Source organism: Thermosulfurimonas marina, from assembly GCF_012317585.1.
In the GTDB taxonomy this organism is placed as follows: Bacteria; Desulfobacterota; Thermodesulfobacteria; order Thermodesulfobacteriales; family Thermodesulfobacteriaceae; genus Thermosulfurimonas_A; species Thermosulfurimonas_A marina.
In genome coordinates this window covers 885,375-908,931 of the sequence record NZ_CP042909.1, presented here as the reverse complement: position 1 = coordinate 908,931, position 23,557 = coordinate 885,375, and the positions used below count along the sequence as shown (strand labels likewise).

The 23,557-nt window shown below is 58.9% G+C and carries 28 protein-coding genes; 11 read left to right on the top strand and 17 right to left on the bottom strand.

The annotated features are described in order from the left end of the window. Nucleotides 1-8: 8 nt before the first annotated feature. The 12 genes from FVE67_RS04880 to FVE67_RS04825 form a co-directional block, all read right to left on the bottom strand. Nucleotides 9-353 (bottom strand): hydrogenase maturation nickel metallochaperone HypA, encoded by a 345-nt coding sequence (locus tag FVE67_RS04880; RefSeq protein ID WP_168719520.1) that lies wholly within the window; start codon nt 351-353, stop codon nt 9-11. Next, on the bottom strand, nt 346-579 hold the full coding sequence (locus tag FVE67_RS04875; RefSeq protein ID WP_168719519.1) for a HypC/HybG/HupF family hydrogenase formation chaperone: 234 nt from the start codon (nt 577-579) through the stop codon (nt 346-348). The genes FVE67_RS04880 and FVE67_RS04875 overlap by 8 nt, the downstream gene beginning before the upstream one ends. After that, complete coding sequence (locus FVE67_RS04870) at nt 570-1,040, bottom strand: hydrogenase maturation protease (protein ID WP_168719518.1); 471 nt, start codon at nt 1,038-1,040, stop codon at nt 570-572. The genes FVE67_RS04875 and FVE67_RS04870 overlap by 10 nt, the downstream gene beginning before the upstream one ends. Nucleotides 1,041-1,062: 22 nt before the next feature. Continuing rightward, nucleotides 1,063-1,734, bottom strand: coding sequence for a Ni/Fe-hydrogenase, b-type cytochrome subunit (gene cybH, locus FVE67_RS04865; protein ID WP_168719517.1), 672 nt, complete (start codon nt 1,732-1,734; stop codon nt 1,063-1,065). A 9-nt stretch (nt 1,735-1,743) separates the two neighbouring features. Next, entirely contained in the window at nt 1,744-3,456 is a 1,713-nt protein-coding gene (locus FVE67_RS04860; RefSeq protein WP_168719516.1) for a nickel-dependent hydrogenase large subunit, read from the bottom strand. Between the two features lie 3 nt (nt 3,457-3,459). Then, nucleotides 3,460-4,548 carry a hydrogenase small subunit gene (locus FVE67_RS04855; protein WP_168719515.1) on the bottom strand — a complete coding sequence of 363 codons (1,089 nt, stop codon included), beginning with the start codon at nt 4,546-4,548 and terminating at the stop codon, nt 3,460-3,462. A 92-nt stretch (nt 4,549-4,640) separates the two neighbouring features. Continuing rightward, the gene (locus tag FVE67_RS04850; RefSeq protein WP_168719514.1) at nt 4,641-5,966 is read right to left on the bottom strand and encodes a nickel-dependent hydrogenase large subunit; all 1,326 of its coding nucleotides are present in this window, start codon (nt 5,964-5,966) and stop codon (nt 4,641-4,643) included. Next, nucleotides 5,947-6,729 carry an NADH-quinone oxidoreductase subunit B family protein gene (locus tag FVE67_RS04845; RefSeq protein WP_168719513.1) on the bottom strand — a complete coding sequence of 261 codons (783 nt, stop codon included), beginning with the start codon at nt 6,727-6,729 and terminating at the stop codon, nt 5,947-5,949. Before FVE67_RS04845 ends, FVE67_RS04850 begins: the two co-directional genes overlap by 20 nt. Continuing rightward, nucleotides 6,710-7,099, bottom strand: a complete 390-nt coding sequence (locus tag FVE67_RS04840; protein ID WP_168719512.1) for a hydrogenase iron-sulfur subunit — start codon at nt 7,097-7,099, stop codon at nt 6,710-6,712. The genes FVE67_RS04845 and FVE67_RS04840 overlap by 20 nt, the downstream gene beginning before the upstream one ends. Next, entirely contained in the window at nt 7,096-8,961 is a 1,866-nt protein-coding gene (locus tag FVE67_RS04835; RefSeq protein ID WP_168719511.1) for a CoB--CoM heterodisulfide reductase iron-sulfur subunit A family protein, read from the bottom strand. The genes FVE67_RS04840 and FVE67_RS04835 overlap by 4 nt, the downstream gene beginning before the upstream one ends. Continuing rightward, nucleotides 8,961-9,740 (bottom strand): heterodisulfide reductase-related iron-sulfur binding cluster, encoded by a 780-nt coding sequence (locus FVE67_RS04830; RefSeq protein ID WP_168719510.1) that lies wholly within the window; start codon nt 9,738-9,740, stop codon nt 8,961-8,963. Before FVE67_RS04830 ends, FVE67_RS04835 begins: the two co-directional genes overlap by 1 nt. After that, the gene (locus FVE67_RS04825) at nt 9,740-10,534 is read right to left on the bottom strand and encodes a 4Fe-4S dicluster domain-containing protein (protein ID WP_168719509.1); all 795 of its coding nucleotides are present in this window, start codon (nt 10,532-10,534) and stop codon (nt 9,740-9,742) included. The genes FVE67_RS04830 and FVE67_RS04825 overlap by 1 nt, the downstream gene beginning before the upstream one ends. A gap of 118 nt (nt 10,535-10,652) precedes the next feature. On the opposite strand from FVE67_RS04825, the gene FVE67_RS04820 reads away from it, so the two are divergent. The 3 genes from FVE67_RS04820 to FVE67_RS04810 are packed head-to-tail and all read left to right on the top strand — an operon-like array spanning nt 10,653 to nt 12,545. Continuing rightward, nucleotides 10,653-11,246, top strand: coding sequence for a DUF6657 family protein (locus tag FVE67_RS04820; RefSeq protein WP_168719508.1), 594 nt, complete (start codon nt 10,653-10,655; stop codon nt 11,244-11,246). After that, nucleotides 11,243-12,010, top strand: a complete 768-nt coding sequence (gene larB, locus FVE67_RS04815; RefSeq protein ID WP_168719507.1) for a nickel pincer cofactor biosynthesis protein LarB — start codon at nt 11,243-11,245, stop codon at nt 12,008-12,010. The genes FVE67_RS04820 and larB overlap by 4 nt, the downstream gene beginning before the upstream one ends. Then, complete coding sequence (locus FVE67_RS04810) at nt 11,994-12,545, top strand: NUDIX hydrolase (RefSeq protein WP_168719506.1); 552 nt, start codon at nt 11,994-11,996, stop codon at nt 12,543-12,545. Before larB ends, FVE67_RS04810 begins: the two co-directional genes overlap by 17 nt. Here FVE67_RS04810 and FVE67_RS04805 read toward each other — a convergent pair. The 3 genes from FVE67_RS04805 to FVE67_RS04795 are packed head-to-tail and all read right to left on the bottom strand — an operon-like array spanning nt 12,533 to nt 15,467. Then, nucleotides 12,533-13,897 carry a sigma-54-dependent transcriptional regulator gene (locus tag FVE67_RS04805; protein WP_168719505.1) on the bottom strand — a complete coding sequence of 455 codons (1,365 nt, stop codon included), beginning with the start codon at nt 13,895-13,897 and terminating at the stop codon, nt 12,533-12,535. The two genes, FVE67_RS04810 and FVE67_RS04805, sit on opposite strands and share 13 nt — an antisense overlap. After that, the gene (locus FVE67_RS04800) at nt 13,864-15,081 is read right to left on the bottom strand and encodes a sensor histidine kinase (protein WP_168719504.1); all 1,218 of its coding nucleotides are present in this window, start codon (nt 15,079-15,081) and stop codon (nt 13,864-13,866) included. Before FVE67_RS04800 ends, FVE67_RS04805 begins: the two co-directional genes overlap by 34 nt. Beyond that, nucleotides 15,078-15,467 carry a hypothetical protein gene (locus tag FVE67_RS04795; protein WP_168719503.1) on the bottom strand — a complete coding sequence of 130 codons (390 nt, stop codon included), beginning with the start codon at nt 15,465-15,467 and terminating at the stop codon, nt 15,078-15,080. The genes FVE67_RS04800 and FVE67_RS04795 overlap by 4 nt, the downstream gene beginning before the upstream one ends. 203 nt (nt 15,468-15,670) lie before the next feature. On the opposite strand from FVE67_RS04795, the gene FVE67_RS04790 reads away from it, so the two are divergent. The 3 genes from FVE67_RS04790 (at nt 15,671) to FVE67_RS04780 (ending at nt 16,900) form a co-directional block, all read left to right on the top strand. Then, nucleotides 15,671-16,090 (top strand): YMGG-like glycine zipper-containing protein, encoded by a 420-nt coding sequence (locus FVE67_RS04790; protein WP_168719502.1) that lies wholly within the window; start codon nt 15,671-15,673, stop codon nt 16,088-16,090. Between the two features lie 14 nt (nt 16,091-16,104). Next, nucleotides 16,105-16,509 carry a hypothetical protein gene (locus FVE67_RS04785; RefSeq protein ID WP_168719501.1) on the top strand — a complete coding sequence of 135 codons (405 nt, stop codon included), beginning with the start codon at nt 16,105-16,107 and terminating at the stop codon, nt 16,507-16,509. Nucleotides 16,510-16,735: 226 nt separating this feature from the next. Next, nucleotides 16,736-16,900 carry a hypothetical protein gene (locus FVE67_RS04780; protein ID WP_168719500.1) on the top strand — a complete coding sequence of 55 codons (165 nt, stop codon included), beginning with the start codon at nt 16,736-16,738 and terminating at the stop codon, nt 16,898-16,900. A 6-nt stretch (nt 16,901-16,906) separates the two neighbouring features. Here FVE67_RS04780 and FVE67_RS04775 read toward each other — a convergent pair whose 3' ends face one another. Next, nucleotides 16,907-17,536: a phosphoribosylanthranilate isomerase gene (locus tag FVE67_RS04775; RefSeq protein WP_168719499.1), complete on the bottom strand. Its 630-nt coding sequence runs from the start codon at nt 17,534-17,536 to the stop codon at nt 16,907-16,909. Between the two features lie 23 nt (nt 17,537-17,559). On the opposite strand from FVE67_RS04775, the gene FVE67_RS04770 reads away from it, so the two are divergent. Further along, nucleotides 17,560-17,829: a hypothetical protein gene (locus FVE67_RS04770; protein WP_210534553.1), complete on the top strand. Its 270-nt coding sequence runs from the start codon at nt 17,560-17,562 to the stop codon at nt 17,827-17,829. Here the strand turns inward: FVE67_RS04770 and FVE67_RS04765 are convergent. Next, nucleotides 17,823-20,468, bottom strand: a complete 2,646-nt coding sequence (locus FVE67_RS04765) for a M16 family metallopeptidase (protein ID WP_168719497.1) — start codon at nt 20,466-20,468, stop codon at nt 17,823-17,825. The two genes, FVE67_RS04770 and FVE67_RS04765, sit on opposite strands and share 7 nt — an antisense overlap. A 321-nt stretch (nt 20,469-20,789) precedes the next feature. On the opposite strand from FVE67_RS04765, the gene FVE67_RS04760 reads away from it, so the two are divergent. From FVE67_RS04760 to FVE67_RS04745, 4 genes are all read left to right on the top strand, one after another. Beyond that, complete coding sequence (locus tag FVE67_RS04760) at nt 20,790-21,509, top strand: C-GCAxxG-C-C family protein (RefSeq protein WP_210534552.1); 720 nt, start codon at nt 20,790-20,792, stop codon at nt 21,507-21,509. A gap of 207 nt (nt 21,510-21,716) precedes the next feature. Continuing rightward, nucleotides 21,717-22,907 (top strand): YeeE/YedE thiosulfate transporter family protein, encoded by a 1,191-nt coding sequence (locus tag FVE67_RS04755; RefSeq protein WP_168719495.1) that lies wholly within the window; start codon nt 21,717-21,719, stop codon nt 22,905-22,907. 30 nt (nt 22,908-22,937) lie between these two features. Next, a complete protein-coding gene (locus FVE67_RS04750; protein WP_168719494.1) occupies nt 22,938-23,186 on the top strand; it encodes a sulfurtransferase TusA family protein in 249 nt (82 codons plus the stop codon). Between the two features lie 34 nt (nt 23,187-23,220). Further along, complete coding sequence (locus FVE67_RS04745; protein ID WP_168719493.1) at nt 23,221-23,553, top strand: cobalamin B12-binding domain-containing protein; 333 nt, start codon at nt 23,221-23,223, stop codon at nt 23,551-23,553. Nucleotides 23,554-23,557 lie beyond the last annotated feature (4 nt).

Below are 23,557 nucleotides of genomic sequence, written 5' to 3'. Positions count from 1 at the left end.
CTCCTCCTTTAGACCTCCAGCTCCACCTCCCGCAGGAGGAGTTCCTCCCCGGAAAGGAGATCCCTTTCCTCGGCCCCGCAGTCCGGACAAAGGGTCCACCAGTCACCTTTGAAGGTCCTTCCGCAGTTCCGGCACCGCCAGCAGGCCGGAACGGTTCTTAACTCCATCCGGGTCCGGGAAAGGGCGGGATGGGTGCGTATCAGGGCCTCGCAGGCCGTCCGCAGGGCCTCCAGATCCACCCCGGAAAGTTCTCCCACTTCTACGGTAAAAGAAAGCACCTTTCGTCCCCCTTCCCGTTCGAGGAGCCCCAGGAGTTCTTCGGCTAGGGCCAAAGCCAGAGAGGCCTCATGCATGGCCGGAGAGGGCTTCTATTTCGCGCAGGATTTCCCAGGTCTCGCGGGCCTCTTCCGGGCGGATTTTTTGCAGGGCAAAGCCCACGTGTACGATTACCCAGTCTCCGGGGGAAAGTTCTTCTTCGGGAATGAGGTGGAGATAGACCGGCATTTCCACCCCTTCGGCCTCGGCCACTCCCAGGGGATAGTCTATCTCTTTGAGCCGCATGGGTACCCCTACGCACATAATTTTTCCTCCAGGCCGAGTCCGCAGGCCGCAAGCTCACTTCTCAATAGGATTAAAACCTCCTCCAGCGCCCTCTGCAAAGGGGCCGAGAGTTCCAGTCCCGGAGAAAGTCTTTCCGGGACCGCAGCAAATACCGTGAGGTCTTCCGGCAGGACCCCGGCGAATTCCGCAAAATGCAGGGCCTCCACTAGGGTGGCCTCGTGGGCCGTGCGGGGCTTAAGGGCCCCGAAGGAGGAGAGAACCTCTTTTCCCCGGAAGGTAAAAATGGTCCCCGGCAGGGCTTCGGCGGCCACTACATCTATGACCCACACCCGCTCGCGCCCCCGGAGATAGTCCGGGAGGGAGAAACCAAGACAACCTCCATCCACCACTTCCACCTCCGGAGGGATCCGGTAGCGCCTCTCCAGCTCCCTTACCACATGAACCCCGAACCCTTCGTCCGAAAGGAGGAGGTTTCCCACCCCCAGGATCAGATTGGGCGCCCTAATCCTCTTCTACCTCCGCCGGCATAAATTTGGAGCCGGAAAAGGCTCCGGAAATGATGGCCTCCGGGGCCTTGAAGTCGTTCCAGATGGCGATGTAAAGGTGCACGATCACAAAAAAGATGAAGCACCAGTGGAGAATATAGTGGATGAAACGGGCCATCTGGACCGAGCCGAAAAGGGTCACCCCCATCCGGGAGATCCAGGAGACATCGGGATAGAGCATATAAAGCCCGGTGAGGGACATCACTATGGCCGCCAGAAAGAGCAGGAAGTAAATGGTCCCGGCCAGCACCGTGTGCCCCATGCGCCACTCGTGTTCGTCGGTGAGGTAGAGGTAGAACTTGAGGGACTGCCAGAAAGAACGTAGGTTGCGGCGGTTGATGGGCAGAAAATCGGTGAAACGCTCGTAGCGGTTGCCGAAAAAGAGGAGGTAGAGCCGCACCCCGAGCGCGGCCATAAAGACATAGGCCGCAGCAAAGTGATAATAACGTAAGGTGGCCATGAGATACTGGGGTTTGAACTCCGCCCACTTGGTAGTGATAGGAGGAAAGTGGATATAGATACCCGTAAGAAGAAGTACGGCACAGGAGAGGGCGAAGGACCAGTGAAAGAGCCTTAAGGCCCAACTCCAGACGAAGACCCGCCGATAGAGCCTCTTTTCTACCCTCATGGCCACCTCCTATAAGGCCTTTACTTTTATGATCTCCCGCCGCTCCGGGTCCAGCACATGTACCGCGCAGGCGATGCAGGGATCAAAGGAATGAATGGTCCGCAGGACCTCTAGCGGTCTTTCGGGCTGGGCCACCGGGTTCCCGATGAGGCTCTCCTCATAAGGACCACGTTTTCCCAGCTGGCACCGGGGGCTTACATTCCAGGTGGAAGGCACCACGGCCTGATAGTTCTTAATCTTGCCGTTGTCGATCACCACCCAGTGCGAAAGGGTCCCCCGGGGGGCCTCATGAAAGCCAAAGCCCATGATCTCCCCCTTGGGGAAGGTGGGCGGTTTGCGATAGGGATAGACCTCCAGGTCTCCGCGTCCGATATTTTCCACCAGGAGATCCAGATGTTTCAGGGCCAGATCGGCCAGCACCGCGGTGCGGATGGCCCGGGCCACCTGGCGCCCCATGGTGGAATGGAAGTCGTTGATGGTGATCCGGCGGCCAGAGATGGCGGAGATGCGCCGGAGGGCCTCATCGGTCCACCGGCGAATAAGTTCGTGCCCCTGGGCGTAGCCTACCAGGACCTGGGCCAGCGGCCCCACCTGCATGGGCTCTCCGGTAAACCTGGGGGCCTTGGCCCAGGAATACTTTCCTTTTTCCTGGAATCCGGTGTAGTTGGGGACGGTATCTTCCTGCCAGGGGTGCCGGGTCCAGTCGCCTTCGTACCAGGAGTGCATCACGCATTCGGCGACGTTGTCCCGGAAGTAGGCGTCGTTAAAACTCTTGATGGGTTTGACCGAGGAAAGATCACCCTTGAAGATGGTCCCTCCAGGAAGATCGAATTTGGTCCCTGCGGTATCTAACGGCAGATCCGGCACCGCCAGATAGTTGGTCACCCCGGCCCCGATCTTGAACCATTCGGGGTAAAGGGCCGCCAGGGCACAGGCGTCCACAAAATAGACCTTTTGGACGAAATCCCGCACCTGAAGCAGGAGTTCCCGCACCCAGGCCAGGCGTTCCATGTTGAGGGTGGCCTCGTTTTCGGGGTTGATGGCCAGGGCCACCCCGCCCACGATCACCGTCTGGATGTGCGGGGTCTTGGCCCCGAAGATGGCCACCACCTGGTTGGCCTTGTACTGATAATCCAGGGCCTCCAGATAGTGGCCTACGGCCAAGAGATTGACCTCCGGGGGAAGTTTCATGGCCGGATGTCCCCAGTAGCCGCTGGCAAAGGGGCCGAGCTGTCCGCTGGCCACAAACTTTTCCAGCTTTTTCTTCACCTCTTTAAAGAAGGAAACGCTGTTTCCCGGCCAGTCCGAAAGGCTCTGAGCCAGACGGGCGGTCTTGACCGGATCGGCCTTGAGGGCCGAGACCACATCCACCCAGTCCAGGGCGGAAAGATGATAGAAATGGACGATATGGTCGTGCATTCCGTGGGCACAGAGGATAAGGTTACGCACATACTGGGCATTCAGGGGGATTTCCATCTGGAGGGCGTTTTCTACCGCCCGCACCGAGGCAATGGCGTGCACCGTGGTACAGACTCCGCAGAAGCGCTGGGTAAAGGCCCAGGCATCCCTGGGGTCGCGTCCTTTAAGGATCACTTCGATCCCTCGCCACATCTGGGCCGAGGCCCAGGCCTCTCGCACCCGGCCCCCTTCTACCTCTACATCTATGCGGAGATGCCCTTCGATCCGGGTAATGGGATCAATGGTGATCTTTTTCCTAGCCATGGCTTAGTCCTCCTCTTTTTCCGAACCTTTGAGGCTCTTTACGGCCTTTTTGATCACTCCGGCCGCCGCGTGGGCCGCCACCACTCCGGCGGCCGCCCCCACGGCTACTCGGCCCACCTTTTCGGCCTCGGCCCGGATACCGCCTCCGGCCGGGATGTAAATCTTGGGAAGGTGCTCGTAGAAGGGGCTCATACGGTCCCAGAAGTTGGGTTCCGTGCAACCCATGCAGGGGTGGCCAGAACCCACCGGCCAGGCCCCTACGTCACAGAAGCGCACCACCGAGCAATTGGAATAGGTCACCGGCCCCTTACAACCTACTTTGTAAAGGCAGTAGCCCTTCTGGTGGGCCGGGTCCCCAAAGGATTCCACAAAACGCCCCTCGTCAAAGTGGGGGCGCCTCTCGCAGTGGTCGTGGATGCGCCGACCATAGGCGAACTTGGGCCGCGAAAGTTCGTCCAACTCTGGAGGATGACCGAAGGTAAGGAGATAAAGGACCGTGGAGAGGAAATTATAGGGGTTGGGCGGACAGCCCGGGATATTGATCACCGGCTTAGCGAGGACTTGGCCCACCCCTACCGCTCCCGTGGGATTGGGAGCCGCGGCCTGGATCCCTCCGAAGGCGGCACAGGTCCCGATGGCGATCACCGCCGCCGCCTCCTGGGCCACCTCCTTGAGGATCTGTATGGCCGGGCGGCCTCCGATCTGACAGTAGATTCCTCCGTCCTTGGTGGAGACCCCTCCCTCCACCACACAGATGAATTTCCCCTTGTACTTCTTGAGGGCTTCTTTGAGAGAGGCCTCCGCCTGCTCCCCGGCTCCGGCCATCAGGGTCTCGTGATATTCAAGAGAAATGAGCTCCAGAATGAGGCGGGCCAGGGGTGGATGGGAGGAACGCAAAAGGCTTTCGGTACAGCCCGTGCATTCCATAAAGTGAAGCCAGACCACCGGGGGCCTTTCCGAGGACTTTACCGCTGCCGCTACCTTATCCACCATCTCCACCGGAAGTCCCATGGTGGCCGTGGCTATGGTGATGACCTTGAGAAAGTCCCGCCGGGAAAGCCCCCCTAACTTCAAAGCCGGTATCCTGGACATAGCCCCCTCCTTCCTGTTTTTAACACCTCTATTCTGCCTTTACCCTCACTAAAAGTCAAACTCTATTGTGGAAAATTTTTGGCGATTATAGATTAGAAAGTACGATTGAGAAGGGTTAAACTAAATAATCTTATTCTATTGTGGGGAATCATTATGTGAAGCATGCAGGGAATGCAGGGATCATAAGAACGGACCACCTTTTCGGCTTGCTCAGCCAGTTTCTGGAAATTTTTAGGCTTAAAGCCCTCCAGGGACTTTTCTAGATCCTTTTTCAAGGCTTTTACGTTTTGGGCCGTAGGGGTAAGGATATTTACTTGCTGTAAATAACCCTTTTCGTCCACCCGGTAGTGATGCACCAGAAGGCCGCGAGGGGCCTCTACCAGACCCAGACCTTCGGCCTTTTGAGGCCGTTTCTCTTCCGCCGAAGGCCTGTGGGGCTTGAGGGCCTGAGCCGTCTTTTCCAATTCCCGGGCGGCGAGAAGACACTCGTAAATCCGCAGGAGATGAGGAAGCTCCACCGGCCGGCCTTCTTGCTGTTCTAAACATTCTCTAAGCCGGGCCTGGAGGTCCTCGGGACCTCCTTCTGGAGGGGGCCAGAGGAAAAAGCGGGCTAGAGGTCCCACCAGATAGGCCTCTCCGGAAAAAAGATGCGTAGGTCTGAGGCCGTCGGTTTGGGGTTCCTCTTCCCGGAGGACCTTCCGATAGTCCTTGAATTTCCTCTTTCTCCCTCCCGGGAAAAAGAGGGCCAGAGGGCCTTCGGTAAAACCTCCTTCCAAGGCCAAAAGAGGCCGGGGCGGAAGGGTTTCCCCCAGCGAGAACTCCCGGACGAGGGAAAGGGCGTAATCCCGGGTCTCTTTTCGGATTCTTTCGGCCAGGCGGCGGATCTCCTGGACCTCTTCTTTGGAAAGGGCCCTGGCCCAGTCCCCGGGAAGTCCCCCTACTCCCTGAAAACTCCTTCCGGAGATGAGCTCGAGGGTCCGGTTTAATTTTTCCCGGAGCCTTAGAAAGGGCCTCAGACGGCCGGATTCTTTTAAAAAAGAGAGGGCCGTAGAGGATTTCCTTTCTCCTCCGAAGTCCGGGGCTCCGAAAAGGGAGACCACGGTGAGGTGGTCCCGCAGAAATCCCGAAAGAAAGTAGATCTTTCGGATGCGGACCACGTTGGCCGAGGGCCTTGTGCTGAAGATCTCGTCCAGGGCCTGAAGAGAGGCCAGGGTGTGGGCCTCGGCGCAGATGCCGCAGATGCGCCCCGCGATAAAAGGCATCTCTAAAGCGGGCCGGCCCCGAACGAATCTCTCAAAACCCCGGAAGATCTCGCTTTTGAGGATCACTTCTTGGACGCGGCCCGAGGGATCCAACACCACTTCGAGCCCGGCGGAACCCTCGATGCGAGCCAGGTGTTCAATCTTTATCCGGGGCATATCTCCTCCTTACCAGAGGGTGGATGGCCAGGGTAAAGGGGGAGAGGAGTCCCACGGGATCTTGGAGGGCCTCGAGGACCTCTTCCGCCTTGGCCGGGGTAAGGGCCGAGGCCACCAGATCCAGAAGGCTCTCCGGTCCCCGACCGGGTAAAAAGCCGTAACAACCAAGACAGGGACGTCCGGCCTTTACGCAGGCCGCTCCGCATCCCCCTCGGGTTACCGGGCCGGCACAGAGGATCCCTTGGGCCAGAAAGCACTCCCGAGAGGGGCCCCCCGCCAAAAACCGCACGGTGCGCCACCGGAAGGGGCGCCTTTCTCGCGGACACTCTTGACACAAGGGAAAGGAGACCTCCGCCAGGCGGCCCTCCAGGGCTGCTACCAGGGTGTGAGGCTCCGGAGGACAGCCGGGCACCTGGGTCTCAAACTTCACCACCTCCGTGGCCGGCCAGGGGCCCTCTCCCGCAAGCCAGGAGAGCCCCGGAAGCCCTCCCCAGAGGGCGCAGGCCCCTACGGCCATCATTCTCCGGGCTTTGGTCCGCAGAAGTTTTAAGAAGGCCTTCTGGGATTCCGTGCGTACCGCCCCGCAAACCACGGCCAGGTCCAGCCCTCGGTCCGGGCTTTTTTGGAGGGCCAGAGGGTCGCTAGCCCCCATCTCTGGCCAGAAGACCACCTCCAGATCTTCCAGCCAGGGCTCCAGGGCCTCCAAAAAGAAGACCAGATCGCATCCCCCGCAGGAAACGCCGTTATAAAGGGCGATCTTCACCTAAGTCCTCCCAGAAGTCCCAGACGATCTGGTAGAGTTTTTCGCCTTCTCCTGCTCCTACTAGGGCCAGGCGTATCCGTTCCCCAGAAACCCCCAGGGCCTTGAGCCAGCCTTTCAAAAAGCGCATGCGGATGGCGCACCGCTGATTTCCCTCACGGAAGTGACACTGTCCGGGGGGGCAGCCTACCACCAGGACCCCCGAGGCCCCGGAGGCCAGGGCCTGGGTAATAACTTCCGGGGCCACCGAGCCGCTACAGGGCACCCTTATCGGATAGAAACCTGCGGGAAGGGGCCGTCTCTGATAGGAAAGATGTTCCAGGGCCCGGGCCCCACACCATTGACAGAGAAAGCCCAAGAGGCGCTTTTTCATCGCCAGAGTTCCCTCCAGTCCTCCGTAAAGGACCCTTCCGACCCTTCCAGGGCTCCGGAGGGACAGGCGCTTACACAGAGTCCGCAATGGCGACAGGCCCCGGGGTCGATCTTGATCTGGCCTTCCAGAGGCCGGATGGCGGCAAAGGGGCAGAGCTCCACGCAGAGCTGACAGAAACCGCAACGGTTTTCATGCCAATAGATCGAGGGGGCTTCTTTTACCAGACTTTCCTGCCGCAGGAAAAGGAAGGCCGCCAGGGCCGCGGCCTCGGCGGTGGCTACCGAGTCCGCAAGATTCTTGGGCCCGGTGCAGGCCCCGGCCAGCCAGATCCCTTCCCGAAAGCTCTCCACCGGGGCGGTCTTTTCCTCCCGGGGCTCGAAAAATCCGTACTCGTCCGGACAAAGGCCCAAAAGCCCGGCCACTTCTCCGGCCCCCCTCTCCGGCACAAAACCCGGGACCAGGATCACCAGATCGGCCCCCCATTTGAGGCGGCGGCGGGCCAGGGTGTCTTCGGCCACCACCGTGACCCCCCGGGAAGAGGTTTCCGGGTAAGGTATGGGGGAGATTTCGGCCACCCGGCCGCGCACGAAACGCAGGCCGGCCCGGCGGGCCCGCCGATAAAGCTCCTCTCCCGCAAGACCCCGCAGCCGGAGATCTTGATAAAAGTGGGTGATCTCCGCCTCGGGATACAGTTCTTTCAGTCGCAGGGAGGCCTTGAGGGCAAAGCCGCAGCAAACTTCGGAACAATAGGGGAGATGCCCCTGCTCCCGGCTTCCGGCGCAGTGGACTATGGCTATCCTCTGAGGTCTTTTTTGGCCTCCCGGGGCCTTCCCTTGAGATAGGGCCTTTTCCACCTCGTAGAGGGTGGTCACCTCCGGCAGGCGGCCGTAGCCCAGGGACTCTAGCCGTGCTCCCGGATAGGGCTGAAAGCCCGTGGCCACGATGAGGCCTCCCACCCGCAGCGTGTGCCGGCGCGGGCCCTCTCGGAAAAGGAAGGCCTTTTTAGGGCAGGCCTTCTGGCAGAGCTGGCACTTTTTCCCTTGAAAGTGGAGACAGGCCTGGGGACGAAGGACCGGGGCTTGAGGAAAGGGATGGGGAGGGTCTCTCTCAAGGGCTCCGGGGCGCGGGCAGATCTCCAGGCACTTTCCGCAACCGTTACATCTTTCAAGATCTACAAAACGGGGAAGGGTTTCTACTTCCACCACAAAGTCTCCGGCTTCCCCCTCAACCTTGACCAGACGGGCCTGGGTGAAGACCCGGATTTCCGGTCGGGCCGCAAGGGCCGAAATAAGGGGGGAGACCACACAGGAGGCGCACTCCAGGCGGGGATAAAGCCGATCGAGATAGAGGGCTTTGCCCCCTACAAAAGGCTCCCTTTCCACCAGAGAGACTTCCAGCCCGCAGGCGTTCAGCCGGAGGGCGGCCTTAATTCCCGCAGCCCCGGCCCCCAGGATCAGGACATGGGGCATGGGTTTCAGGGTCCGTAAGGCCGGAGGACGGCTCCGGCGCAGGGCCCGAAGAAAGAACTTGAGAAGCCTCTCGGCCTTTTCCGTGGCCTCCGGACCGGAAGTCCAGGCCACCTCTTCCCGTAAGGCCAGCCACTTAAGGGGCTGAGGGGCCTCTTTCCGGATCAAATGCCAGAAGGTCTCCTGATGGAGATGGGGGGAACAGGCTGCCACCAGCACTCCGGAAAGCCCCCGCGCCTTTTCCCGAAAAAAACTTTGGCCTTCCGGGGAACAGAGAAAGGGATGCCGAAAAATCTTTAGGTCTTCTAGGCCTGAAAGACGTTTCACGAGGGTCTCAAAGTGGATCTTTTCGCTGATGTTGCCCCCGCATTCGCACAGAAAAAGCCCGATCTTCATCATCCCTCCAGACCCAGATAGGAGGGGGGCACCCCGAAGGCCAGGGCCAAAAGCTCTGAAAAATAGAGAATCCGAACCCCCGGGACCCTCCCGTAGATTTCGAGATTGCTTCGGCAGGCCGGACAACTTACAGCCACAATCTCCGCACCTATGGCCTGTGCCCCCTGTAGAAGACGCCTACAGAGGGACTCGATTACCGGAGAGTCACTTCGGGGAAGGTGTCCGCCGCAGCAACTCTCCCGCAGGGAAAATTCCTTGACCCGATAACCCGCAAGCTTCAAGACCTTTTCCAAACTACCCTCAGATACCGGCCAGGGACGGGCCAAAAAACAGCCGTAATAGGCCACCACCGGCCATTTTGGAGAAGAAGTCGCTCGGGGGACGCCGGATAGGACTTCTTTTTGGACTAAAAAATCGAGAAGGTGCCGGACGCGAACCCGGGAAGGATCATACCGCAGCCCCTCCCGGGCCAGAACTCGGTTGAGCTGGTTTAGCTCCCATTCATTTTGTAAAAGTTCTTCTTCCGTGCGGCGAAGATTGTGATAGCAGAGGCTACAGCCTGTAAGGACTATCCCCTCTCCGGCCAGGGCCAGATTGCGGGCCGCGAGAAACCACCTCACCCGCGGGGCCTTAGCCGAGACCTCCCGGGCCCCACAGCAATTCCAGTCCGCAAGCCGTTTCACCGGGAGACTCCAGAGCTCGAAGAGGGCCTCCACGGCCTGATCCATGGAGTGGGCCAGATGATAGGCGGCACACCCCGGGAAATAATAAAGGTGCATTAGCTCCCCTCCACCTCAGCCAGCATTTCCCGAAAAAGCTCGGGGTTTTTCAGGGAAGGAGGGGGCTTGATCTGCCGCACCCCGGAGCCTGAGGGGAGCTTGAGGATGAGTTCCAGGCGCTCTCCTTCCCGCAGGACCTGCACCCGGTAGGCATGGGTGGCCCCGAAGTCAAAGCTCCGGCCCCTCTCCTGCAGGAGGGTCCAGAAAAGATGATGCCATTGCCCGGCCATGGAGATCTTCAGGGTCCCTTTCCGGCGGGCCTCACGCCGGAGGGCCTCAAGAAAGGTGGTAAGGGGGATCCCCTCCGGACAGGCCTCCTGACAGAGGTAGCAGCCCACACAGATCCAGGGGGTATTGAGCTCCCAGAGACCGGGCTCTCTTTCCAGATAGGCCTGAAGGGCCCGCCAGGCAGGGACCTCCATTTCTTCATAAACTGGGCAGATCCCCCCACAGAGCCCGCAAAGGGAACAGTTCCGTAATTTCTCCCGGGAGAAGACCTCTTCGGAAACCGGCGCCTTTTCCGAAAGAAAGGCCTCTTCTTCCGAAAAGGGGCCCAGTCTATCTCGGATCTCTTTGAGCTTAAGGCCGGCCTTTTTGAGTTCTAGGATCTTTAAGAGGCGGGGCAGGGTCTCCGGAGGGTAAAAGAACTTTACTCCTCCCGAAGGCTGGCCTCTGCGGACCCCCTTGGGAAGGAGCCCCAGCTGGACGTAGTAAAGGAAGGTCCTTCGGGTAAGGGAGTACCCCCGCCTGCGGACTTCGGCCAAGAGCTCTTCTACCTGCCACTCCCGGGACATACCTTTTTGTTTTTAACATCAAAATCTGGTCAGGGAAATTCTTTCGAGGCCGACTGGCCAAAGAGGTTTTCCTGTTTTAACTTTGAAAGGGCCCTACAATACCTTCAGGGGGAGGGACATGGGAGAGATCAAGAGTGCTCTGGAGATCGCTTTGGAGAAGGCCGAAAAGATCGGCAAGGCCTCCAAGGAAGAATTGCGGGCCCAGGAACTTCGGGAGAAGGGGCAGCGGCTGGCGGCCCGCTATTTGAGTCCGGAAGGAGAAGTGGATCTGGCGGCCGAGATAGCCAAGCTTTCCCCGGAGGAACGTCTTCCGGTGGTCCGGGGGGTGGTGGAGACCCTCCTGCGAAACATCGTCCTCCCCCGGGATGAGATGGCCCTCAAGGATTGTCAAAAGGCCCTTCAGGGACTAGAGGCCGTCTTCTCCGCCTTCCCGGAGATCAAGAATCTCACCCGGGAGATCGAAAAACTCCTCCAGCAATACCTTAACCACCGGGAGGCCCTTTACCAGCAACTCAAACAACAATTTGAGACCCAACTGGCTGGAGTGGAAGAGGCCCTGAGCAACCAGATGGGGGTCAAGGTGAAAGTGGAGGTGGAAATGCATCCGCAGTTCCAGGAGGAATGGCGGAAGGTGCGCGACCAGCTCGATCCCCAGTACCAGCGCCAGCTGGATTACCTCAAAGGGATCTTTGAGAGGGCCCTTTCCGGATGACCCGTGAGCGCCTGCGGGAACTCCTGGAAAAGGTTCAGGGGAAAGAACTTTCGGTAGAAGAGGCCCTTCGGGAGCTGGAGGGTCTTCCTTACGAAGATCTGGGAAGTGTCCGTCTGGACCATCACCGGGCCCTGAGGAAACACTTCCCGGAAATCGTTTATGCCCCGGGAAAGACCGAGGGGGAACTTCGGAAGATCGTGCACAGTTTCCTGGCCCGGGATCTCCCCCTCATGATCACCCGCTTGGACCCGGAGAGGGCAGAGGGCCTCTTGCGGGAATTTCCGGGCCTCCGCTACCATGAGCGGGCCCGGATCCTCACCCGGGAAAGACCTCCCGAGGGGCGAGGACTGGTGGCGGTGATCTCGGCGGGGACCGCGGACCTTCCCGTGGCCGAGGAGGCCCGGGTGGCGGCAGAATATTTCGGCAACCGGGTCCGGACCTTTTACGACGTAGGGGTGGCCGGGATCCACCGCCTCTGGGCCGTAAGGGAGGAATTGCTCTCCGCCCGGGCCCTCATCGTGGTGGCCGGGATGGAGGGGGCCCTGCCGGGAGTGGTGGCCGGTCTGGTGGATCGCCCGGTGATCGCCGTGCCTACCAGTGTGGGCTACGGGGCCAGTTTCGGGGGCCTGGCCGCCCTCCTTACCATGCTGAATACCTGCGCTCCCGGAGTGGCGGTAGTCAATATTGACAACGGGGTGGGAGCGGCCTATTTTGCAAGTATAATTAATCACCTGGTAGAGGAAGAAAATGGCCAAAAGGGGTAGGAAGAAAAAAGATAGTCCGGAAAGAATGCTCCTAGAAATATTGGAAGTCGTGGATCAATTCGGAAACATCATGGGGCTTCTGCCCCGAGGGAAGGTCCACGAACAGAAGCTCTTCCACAAGGCCGTCCATGTCTGGATCCTCAACCCTGAAGGCCGGCTTTACCTCCAGAAACGCTCTCGCCTCAAGGACGAAAATCCCGAAAAATGGGATTCTTCGGCCTCCGGGCACGTAGCCCCCAGGGAACCCTATTCCGTGGCCGCTCGACGGGAATTGAAGGAGGAGCTGGGGCTTCTCTGCGGCCTTTCCGAAGTAGGGCGCCTTCCCGCCTCCGAAGAAACGGGCTACGAATTTGTAGTGCTCTTTTCCGGGACCACCCGCAAGACTCCTCGACCCAACCCTATGGAGATCGAAGAGGGCCGCTGGTTTTCTCCGGAAGAGATCGAAGAATGGCTGCGTCAGAGGCCGGAAGAGTTTACGCCCACCTTTCGGCTTCTTTGGGAAAAGTTTCGGCACAAAGTTTTTCAAAGTCCGTAACGCTCAAGCTTGTAACGCAGGGCCCTTTCGGAGATCCCGAGGAGTTCGGCCGCCTGGGTCTTCACTCCTTCGGCCAGACGCAGGGCCTCCTCGATGCGCCTTCTTTCCAGAAGCTCCACCGCCTCGGGAAGGGGTAACTCCCAGAGTTTTCGGGTAAGTTCCGTAGAGTCTTCCTCGGGAAAGGTGAGGTCCCTTTCGGTGATCAGGGGACCCTCGGCCAGGATGACCGCCCGCTCCAGGATATTGCGCAGTTCCCGCACGTTTCCCGGATAGCCGTGAGAAAGAAGCCTCTGCAGGGCTTCCCGGGAGAAACCCTGCAATTCTTTCCCATACTTTCGGGAAAACTCCCGCAGGAAATGTTCGGCCAGAGGCAAAATATCCTCCCTCCTTTCTCGCAGGGGAGGGAGGCGGAGGGTAATCACCGCCAGACGCCAGTAAAGATCCTCCCGAAAGGTTCCCTCCCGGACCATGCGAGCCAGATCCCGGTTGGTGGCCGCTACGATCCTGGCCCGGCAGCGCAATTCCCGGGTGCCTCCCACCCGGCGGAAAGTCCCGTCCTGGAGCACTCGGAGGAGCTTGGCCTGTAGAGAAAGGGGCAGTTCCCCGATCTCGTCGAGAAAGACCGTGCCCTCTCCGGCTTCTTCGAGGAGCCCCGGTTTGGTCCGGTCGGCTCCGGTGAAGGCTCCGCGTTCGTGACCGAAAAGCTCAGACTCCAGGAGCCCCTCGGGAATAGCCGCACAGTTGATCTTGAGAAAGGGCTGGTCCTTTCGAGGGCTCAAGCGATGGAGAAGTCCGGCCAGGACCTCCTTTCCTGTCCCGGATTCTCCCACCAGAAGGACCGTGGCCTCCGTGGGAGCTACCCGGGCGATAAGCGAGAGGACCTCCCGCATGGCCGGACTCTCGGCCACCACCCCCTCAACCTCCGGAGGACTCAGGGCCGAAAGCCTCCGCCGAAGATCTTCCACCTCCATCCGGAGGCGCCTTTCCTGAAGGGCCTTTTCTATAATCAAGATGAGCTCTTCCAGGTTTACCGGCTTGGTAAGGTAGTGATAGGCCCCAAGACGCATGGCCTCCACCGCCCGCTCTACCGTGGCAAAGGCCGTAAGCATGATGATGGCCGAAAGGGGGCTCTTTTCCCTGAGCTTGGGAAGAAGGGAAAGTCCGTCTTCGTCCGGAAGGCGCCAATCCAGGAGAATGATCTCCGGGAGACTTTCGGCGGCGCTCAAGGCCTCGGCGGCCGAGGCACTTTCGGCTACGCGAAAGCCCCGCCTTTCCAGATATTTCCGTAAAAGGGCCCGTTGAGGGGCCTCGTCCTCCACTAAGAGGACCAGGGGAGCCTCATTTCGAAGCATACCCAGCCTCCTTTTTCCCGGACCTGTACCCGGCCTCCGTGGGCCTCGGCCACCTGTTTCACCAGATAGAGCCCTATTCCGAAGCCTTCGTTCCGGGTGGTGAAAAAGGCTTCAAAGAGACGCTCCGGAGGAACGGAAGGGAGCCTGGTTCCGGTGTTACACACCCGAAAGACCGCCTCCCGGCCTTCCCGAAAGACCGAAAGCTTTACCTGATGTCCGGAAGGGGCCAGAAGGGCATTTTGCAGGAGATTGGCCAAGGCCCGCAAGAGCCAGCGACGGTCTCCGGAAAACGCAAAGTCCTCCCAAGAGGCCTCCCAGGAGAGTCCCCGGGCCCGGAATTTTTCCCGGAACCGAGATTCTATTTCCACCACCACCTCTTCCGGATGCAGCCTTTCCGGACGGATTTCCAGGCCCCGGTCCAGGGTGAGGAGTTCTGCGGTGAGCTCGGAAAGGCGCTGGATTTCCCTCTGAATCAGGGCCCGGTTTTCTCGGAGGGCTTCCGGATCTTCAAGGGCATACTGAAAAGCCAGGGAGAGGGTGTGGAGCGGGTTGCGGATCTCGTGGGCGATCATGGCCGAAAGACGTCCCAGAGTGGCCAGTCTCTCCGAGGCCGAAAGACACTTTTCAAGCTCCCGGGCCTTCTTCTCGGTGCGGGCCAGATAGTAGGCCCCTCCCAGGAGCACCATCAAGGCCCCCAAAAGGATCAGGGCACTGGCCCAGAGGGCTTCCTGAAAAAGGAGGTTGGAGATACTGGCGTCAAAGACCACGAGCAGACGGAAACGCCGTCCCGGGGCCAGTTCGCTTTCTCGACAAAGAAAGTAGAGGTTTCCCGAACGGTACCCTTTGGGGCAGCGTTCCCAGGAGGGGGAAATTCCGGAAAGATTGGTGGGAAAGGTGTCCAGGAGTACGTGGGAGCCCTCCAGGATGCGCACCCCCACCAGACCGGGATCACTCTGGAGTTCATCGGTGAGCCAGGCCAGAGTGCGAAGATAGGCCGGGGGCTCGGGAAGCACGGCCAGCAACTCCAGGTAGCTTGTGAGACGGCTTTCGAGCATCCCTAGCCGGGCCGCAGCCTCAAAGCGCTGGTGTTCGGAAAGGGTCCGCCGCAGGAGGAAGGCTTCGGCCACAAAGGTGGCCACCAGGAGTCCCGCTCCCACCGCCGCCAGAGTCCGCCAGCCCTTCACCACCGGTGCCAGAACCTCCTTCGGGGACCGGGCCACCAGCGCCTGCGCCAAAGAGGGCGCCCCCACTGGTCCCGAAAGCGGACCTTTCCTCCGGGATAACGAATGACCTCCGGGAGCACTACCTCCCCGCAAAGCCAGCCCCGCACCCCTACCCGATCTCCGGGACGAAGAGACACCCCCAGTTCTTGCCAGAGACGAAGAGGCCCTAGGCGGACGAAATAGATCTTTTGTCGATTCCGAACTACAAGAAGGGGTGGTCTCACCTGGATTACTTTTCCCTTAAAGGCTACCGGCTGCCGGAAACAGCCATCCTCCGCCCCGGCCTTGACTCCCCAGGGAAGGGAAAAGAGAAGGCTTACGATGATCCAGGCCAACAAACTCCGCATCCTACAAGGATTTTATGCAAGATCTGTGCCCCCGGCCAGCCCTCTCTTGCCGCCTGCCCTTTCGACGATTTCGTCGAAGGATTCGGAAATTTCGTCGAAGGGAGAGCGCGGCTTTTTCCCTGATCTCTTGGGAAACAAGGGTTTCCGGTTTTGGCACGCCCCTTGATTTAAGCTCTGGCAAACGAGGAAAGGAGGTGAAAGGGATGCGGAGAAAGGGTCTCTGGGCCATCTTCCTGGCAGGGGTTCTTTTGGCCGGCTGTACCACCACCCAGGGGAGCGCTCCCTATCAGGGGGCGGGACTCGGGGCTGCGGTGGGGGCGGTCTCCGGGGCCTTGCTTGACCGCCATAACCCCTGGCGAGGAGCGGTCATCGGCGGGGCCGCCGGAGCAGTGCTGGGTGGGGGGATCACGGCCTTGAGTGTGGAGGCCTCTAAGGAGGCTGTGGCTCGCGGACAGCCGGTGGTCTATCAGGAGGGCTCCACCGTGGTAGAAGCCACCCCCAGGGAATACAACCAGAAGACCTACTGCCATAAGGTCCACAAGCGCATCTGGCGACACGGCCGTCTAGTGGCCGACCGTATTGAAGAGGTCTGCGAAGGCACCAAGACCGGAAACTACTATTAAAAAGGAGGTGGATTATGAAAGGCAAAATTTGGGCTACGGCGTTGCTTATGGGCACCCTTCTTGCCGGGGGGCTGGCTCAGGCTCAGGGACCGCAGGGCCCCCTGCCTCCGGAGATCCGGCAGGACTTTCGGGAGATCCGGCAGGATCGGCGCGAGATCCGGCAGGATCGCAGGGAAATCCGAAGGGACCGGCGGGAGTTGCGGGGGGACCTTCGCGAATTGCGAAGGGATCTGCAGGATCCCCACTCCTCTCCTCGAGAAATCCGGAGAGATCTGAGAGAGGTGCGTCAAGACCGGCGTGAGATCCGGAGGGACCGAAGGGAGTGGCGTGGTGACCGGCGAGAACTAAGGCGGGATCGTAGGGAGCTGCGTCGGGATCTTCGGCGGTGGCGTGCTCACCGGCGTGGTCCCCGATTCTAAAAAACTTTCACCAAGGAGGTAAGTCATGAAGAAGCAATGGATTATCTTAAGCCTTATTGGAATGTTCCTTTTGGGCGGAGTGGGGTTTTCGGCCTCCAAGAATGGCTCTCCGGCCTCAGGGAATCAAACCGCGACGACTCCGGGCGGTCCCCCCTGGGGCGGAATGTGGCGGTACTGTCGCCAAGTAAATCCCCAAAGCCCAGCTTGTCGGGATTTCATGGAAAACATGCGCGGACACTGGAAGAAGATGCGCGAACTCCGGGCCCGGGTCTGGCAGGAGATGCGGGACTGGTGTCGGAAGAATCCAGAGGACCGTTTCTGCCAGGACATGCAGGACATGAATGAACGCTGGGGTCCCTGCCCACAGTGCCCCTGGCACCGCAGTCCCTAGTCTAGGCTAACCCCCTTCCAGGGCCCGGAAGAGGGCCCGGAGTTTCTCCGGGTCCTTTCTTCCGGGCCCCCTTTCCACCCCGGAATTCACGTCCACCCCATAGGGCCTCACCCTTTCTACCGCCTCCCGAATGTTTTCCGGAGAGAGCCCTCCGGCCAGGAGGACCGGAAGCCCCTTTTCCACAGCCTTCCGGGCCAGGTCCCAGTCTAGAGTCTTTCCGCTGCCCCCGTAAAACCCCTTCACCCGGGGCTCAATCAGGATCCCTCGTACGCAACCCCGGTAATCCTCTATTCGGGAAAGATCCTCTTCGGAGGCCAGCCGCAGGGCCTTTATCACCCGGGGAAAGAAGATTCGGGCCACCTCCGGGGGCTCGTCTCCGTGAAGCTGGACCAGGTCCAGGCCTACGGCCTCCACGATCTCTCGAATGCGCTCCGGGGTTTCGTTCACGAAGACCCCCACCGTGGTCACCAGAGGAGGGAGGTTCCTCACGATCTCCCGGGCGGCCTCCGGGGAGATGAAACGGGGGCTTTGCGGATAGAAGATGAATCCCAGGGCATGGGCCCCCAGGGAGATAGCCAGCCGGGCGTCCTCGGCCCGGATGATTCCACAGATCTTTACCCGAACCCTTTCGTCCATGTTAAGCTGAATATATGCGGACTTTGCGGGAATATCTACCCGGGGCTCTGCTGCTTCTCTTTTTGAGCGTGCGTTATTATCCCGGCCTCTGGGGGCGCACCGTCCTTGAGACCCTTAAGTTTCTGGGCGCGGTCTGCCTTTACGGTCTCTCCTTTGCCTTTCTCCTGCAGTGGGCCCTTAAGAAATTCTTCCACCACCCCCTTGCCCGGAGGGACCTTTTGCGTGCGGCCCTCTGGGCGGCGGTGATCATGGCCTTCGGAGAATCCCTGCGGCACTACTTAGGGCTTTACTGAGCCTGGGCCGGGGTAAGGATGACCAGGACATAATGCTGGTCATCCAGATACTTGCGGGCGGCCTCCTGGACCTCCTCGGCACTCACCTGCCGGATGTTCTCGATATAACGGTAGAAGTAATTGAAACCTAGCCCCAGGGCCTCATTCAGGGCCCGATCCATGGCCTGGGAAAGATTGGTCTGGAGCTCGGTCTCGTAGCGACCGATGAGCCAGTTTTTGGCCCGGGAGAGTTCTTCTTCCGAGATCCCTCCCTCTTTGACACGGGTGATCTCGCGCCAGAGACCGGAAAGGGCCGCCTCTTTCTTGTCCGGGGCACAGCCGATGTAAAGGGCCAAAGCTCCGGTGTTTACCCCTAGAGAAAGGAAGGAAGTCACAGAGTAGGCCAGGGCTTCTTTATCCCGGAGGGCCCGGAAGAGACGCCCTCCCTGGCCGGCGAGCACCGCGTTCAGGACCTCCAGCGCATAGCGGTCCTCGGCGGAAAGTCCAGGGGTGCGGAATCCCAGAAGGAGGTGGGCCTGCTCGGCAGGTTTGGTCACCGTGGTGATCCGGGGGCCGGAAAGGGCCGGGGGTTTCTGGTCTTCGGGAAGGGGCTCCGGAGGGGCCTCCCAGTCGGAAAGGGCCTTTTCCAGGGCCGAAAGCACCTTCTCCGGCTCCACATCTCCTACAATGGCCAGCACCCCGGCATCCGGCCGCACATACCGGGCATAGGCCCGGCGCAGGTCCTCGGCGGTGGCCTTCTCGAAGAAGTCTTTGGAACCCAGGACATTCAGGCCGTAAGGATGGGGGCTGAACATCACCCGGTAGAATTCCCGCAGGGCCACCTGAAGGGGCTGGTCCTCTTGGCGATAGAGGGCCGAAAGGAGTTCGGGACGAGCCCGGTCCAGATCCTGCGGACTTAAGGCCGGCTCCCGTAACACCTCTAGGAAGAGTTTTAGCCCTTTCTCAAACCCTTCGGAAAGGAAAGAGGCTTCCAGACCGAAGGTGTTGCGCCCGGAAAATCCGGTGATCCGACCTCCCAGGGCCTCGATCTCTGCGGCCAGTTCTTCGGCCGAATGCTTCTGGGTGGCCCGGGGCCAGACCGTGGTGAGGGCCCGGAAAAGGCCGTTGGTTTCCGGGCTCTCGTAACGCAGTCCTCCGGGGAAGACCAGGGCCAGGCCCACCGAAGGCACATCCCTCAAGGGCTGAATGATCACCCGCAGGCCGTTGGAGAGGATACGGAAGACCGGGGGCACCACCGGCCCCAGTTCGCGCACGGTCACCCCCTGGGCCTCAAGCTCTGCCTCCTTTACCAGTTGGGCCAATTCCTGGGGGGTGAGGTCCACCTCTGCGGAAAGAAGGCCGGCGACCACCTTCTGGGGATCAAAATACTTTTGGGCAGCCCGCCGGATGTCCTCCGGAGAGACCCGTCTTATGGCCTCCAAATACTTCTCCGCCGCTCGAGGGTCCCCGGCCACCATCTGAAAGGTTCCCAGCTTGCGGGCCTCTCCCTCCATGGTCTCCCGGCTGTGGACGAAATCGGAAAGGACCTGGATGCGGGCCTTGCGGAGTTCGGCCTCGGGGACCGGCTCATACTTGAGCCGGAAGACCTCCACCAGGGCCTCCTTGAGGGCGGCCTTGAGATTTTCCGCCGGAGCCGTACCGTAGACCTCAAAAAGTCCCGGTCCGGCCGGAGTGAAGGCCGAGGCCTCCACCGAGGAGACCAGGTTAAGCCGCTGGCGCAGCTTGAGATAGAGCCGGGAGGAGCGCCCCTCTCCCAGAAGGGCGGCCATCACATCCATGACCGGGGCCTCGGCTTCGGTGAGGGAGGGGGCGGGAAGGACGATCTCAAAATAATTTTCTTCTACCGGGCGCTTGACCGCAAAACCGAGCGGGGCCTCGGTATAGGGCTCCTCGGGAAGCTTTATCTGCAGGGCCTTGCGGGCCGAAACTCCGCCAAAATATTTCTGGATGAGGGAAAGGGTTCGGGAGGCCTCCACATCTCCCACCACTACTACGGCCATGTTTTCCGGCACATAAAAACGCTTCACGTAGTCCAGGATATCCTTGCGGGTGATGGCCCGGACCGTTTTCTCGTAACCGATGATGGGCCGGCGATAGGGATAGCGTTGGTAGGCCCTTTTCATCACCTCCTCGGCCAGCACGATCATGGGCCGGTCCTCGCGCATGCGCATCTCTTCCAGGACGACCTCCTTTTCCCGGGCCAGCTCTTGGGAGTCGAAGGTGGCGTGGAAGACGGCATCCGAAAGGATATCCAGGGCGATCTCCAGGATCTCCCGCGGTCCCACGATGTAATAACAGGTGTAGTCGTAAGAGGTGAAGGCGTTGATGTAGCCTCCGTGGGCCTCAATAGCCTCGGCGATCTCTCCCGGGCCGCGCTTTTCCGTGCCCTTGAAGATCATGTGTTCGATGAGGTGGGTGATCCCGGCCAGGCGCTCATCTTCGTAGACACTTCCCGCCCGCACCCAGACCTGGACCGCCACCACCGGGGCCCGGTGATTCTCCTCCACGACGGCCGAAAGGCCGTTCTCCAGGACAACGGTGCGAAGATTGCTCCCCTGAGCCATAAGCCTCCCCTGAAAAAGGATAATCCCCAGCAAGAAGAGCCCTACTTTCCACCAACTCCGTAAGGCCTTTCCCATGCCCGGCCCTCCTTTCCTCACCCAACATAGCCAATTTGTCCTCCTCCTACAAGCTTTCTGCCCTTTATTATTTTTAGAACTTATAAATCCCAGTTTATTTATGGGGCTTACAACTAAAAAATCGGAGCATTTCAAAAAAAGATAACTTTAATTGGCAATAATTCTGTAAAATTTCTTTAATACTTGACTTTTTGCGAAAAAAAGAATATTAATTTGTGAGTCGGATATGGAGAAGGGGGCTGAAAGGGCTCTGCAAAAACCAAAGTAAGGAGGGGTGTCATGAAGCTAAGCAGAAGAGATTTTTTGGTGGCTTCAGGTTTGATGGCGGGTTTGGTAACGGGGGGCAAGCTTTTGGAAGGACGGGCCTGGGCCTATCCCTATTCCTCGGAATTTGAATATGCGGAATTGGATCCGGAAGAGGTGGCCTGGGAGGCGTATCGAAACTACTTTCAAAAGTGGTGTTGTTCTACGGTGCTGGAAGGCCTGGTGAGTCAGCTTAAAAAAAGAGTCGGTGGGCCTTGGAGGGACTTTCCGGTGGACGCCTACCGGTGGGCCCATGGAGGTCTGGCCGGCTGGGGAGCCCTCTGCGGAACGCTGACCGGGGCAGGTATCGTAATAGGGTTGGTAAATCGAGATACGGATACTGCAGAGGCTATGGTAAACGATCTGGCCTTCTTCTATTCCTATACTCCGTTGCCCAAATATGAGCCGCGGAAGATCCTCAAGGCCGAGATCCAAAATATGAGTGTGGCCGGAACCCCGGTGTGCCATATCTCCGTAGGCCGCTGGATGGCTGCCGAAGGGGTGGCCTTTCTTACTGAAGAAAGAGCGGAGCGCTGTGCGCGCCTTTCAGCGGATGTGGCCCGCAGGACCGCCGAGATCCTCAACGAATGGTATCGGAACGGTAAGAAGTATACCCCTAAAAACCGCGTGCTGTACAATCTCCTTCACAACGGAATTACCTCACAGAACAACTGTATGGATTGCCACGGCCAGAATGTGCCTCATCCCGAAGAGACTTATGCCACCCTCAAGAAGTAAACTATTGCCCACGGCAAGAGGAGCGGCCTGTATTTTTTGGCATGGGGGGAGGATTTCTCCCCCCATGCTCTGATTTTTGCCTAAAGTAAAATCTATTTGGAAAAAGAAAGCCTGTTTTCTAGATTAAACATCTCTTAGGCTATTTGACAGGGAGAGAGGGCTTTGCTAAGTAACACTCAAAAAAGTCTTCGTGAGGAGGGAGGCTTTATGAGCGTCTTTAAAGAAAAAGCCGGTAGTGTGTTCCGTTCTCTTTGTGTAGAAAATTGGTCTCCCTTAATGGGTGGAATTGTTATCGCCTTTTTTGTTATCCTCCTCGAGGCCTGGTACCGACCTTGGGGAATTGTGGGGGGCCTGCGGAACTGGGGAGACTGGGTCTTTTACCTTTTGGGACTTTATGAAGATCAGCCTCCGCACCCTCTTTGGTTTTCTTCCTCGGTCCTCAATATAGGTTTCCTTTGGGGGGCTTTTCTTTCGGCCACTTTGGCTCGGGAATTCAGTTTTCGGGTCCCTCCGGGGATCGAATTCGTCAAGGCCATTGTTTCCGGTATCCTTATGGGCATTGGTTCTGCTTTGGCCATGGGTTGTAACATTGGGGGCATGTACATGGCCATCAATAATCTAGCGGCTAACGGGCTTCTCATGTGGATCGGCCTGGTAATCGGGGTTCGCTTCGCGGTCAAGTACCTCTACTGGGAAATCGAACACTTACCTGCCGGGGGAGGCTTTGAGATCAACCTTTCCAAAATTAATCCTTTGTTGGCCCTGATCGCTATTGTGGGGCTCTTCCTGGCCACACGGGCCTATTTCGGAAGCGAGCATGACAATGGAGCCATCTTGGGGGGCTGTCTCATCCTTACTGCAGGCATCGGTTATGCTATGCACCGGAGCCGTCTCTGTATTGTGAACGCCTTGCGGGAGCCCTTTATGTCCGGAGAGGCGGCTATGGCTCGGGCCGTGATCGTGAGTCTTCTCCTGACCACCATCGGGATCGCCGTTCTTAAAGCTGCGGGGATCCGGGATGAGATGGCTTACGTGACTCCCACCTTTGGGCTGGGGGCCCTGTTGGGGGGTATTATTTTCGGTTTTGGGATGACCGTGGCCGGAGGGTGCGGCTCCGGAAGCCTCTGGAGAGTGGCCGAGGGGCAGCTTAAACTCTGGGTAGTGGCCATCTTTTTCGGACTGAGCAACTCCCTAGTAAGGCACCTTTTCAGCGTTTACGAAATTATTTACGTTAACGATGAGGGAGAATTGGTCAGTAAGTGGCTGGGCAAGAGCGTTTTCATGCCCGACTACTTGGGTTATGCCGGGACCATTCTTCTGGTGGCGGTCTTTCTCCTTATTTGGAGAATTTTGGTAGATTGGAATGAGGAAACCAACCGTTTGGTGTTGGAACTTTAAAAAACAAAACCAAGCAAGGAGGTGTAAAAAATGGCGGTAAATCTTGACGAAATCAAACCTGATCTGACTATTGATTGTAAGGGGCTTTCCTGTCCGATGCCGCTTCTCAAGACCAAAAAGGCTATTCAGCAGTTGCAGTCCGGCCAGATTCTCGAGGTGTTGGGTACCGACCCCGGTTCCAAAAACGACATCCCCGGATGGTGTGAACGGGCCGGGCACGAATTTTTGGGAGTCAAAGAGGATCAGGGTTTTATGCGCTTTTACGTTAGGAAGGGTTAAGTTAGTTAGATAAAATAAATTAAGGAGGTTTGTCATGGCTAAGGATCCGGACAAGTTGGGAATCTTTGTAACTACCCCCCAATATATGCCCCATTTAATGAAGATTGTGGAGGCGGCTCAGCGGGCGGGCAAGAAGGTCATGATCTTTTTCACCTTTAAGGCGGTGCACCTCACCAAGCAGCCGGATTTTGCCCGTCTGGTAAAGATGGTTCCCGAAGACGATCTGGCCATCTGTGCCGACAGTTACACCTGTGAGGGCTTTGATGTGGAACTGGACATCCCCGGGGGCATGACCCCCAAACAGATGCGCACCCAGGCCTTCCACGGCCAGGTCTTGGAAGAGTGCGGCAAATACATGGTTCTTTAAAAAT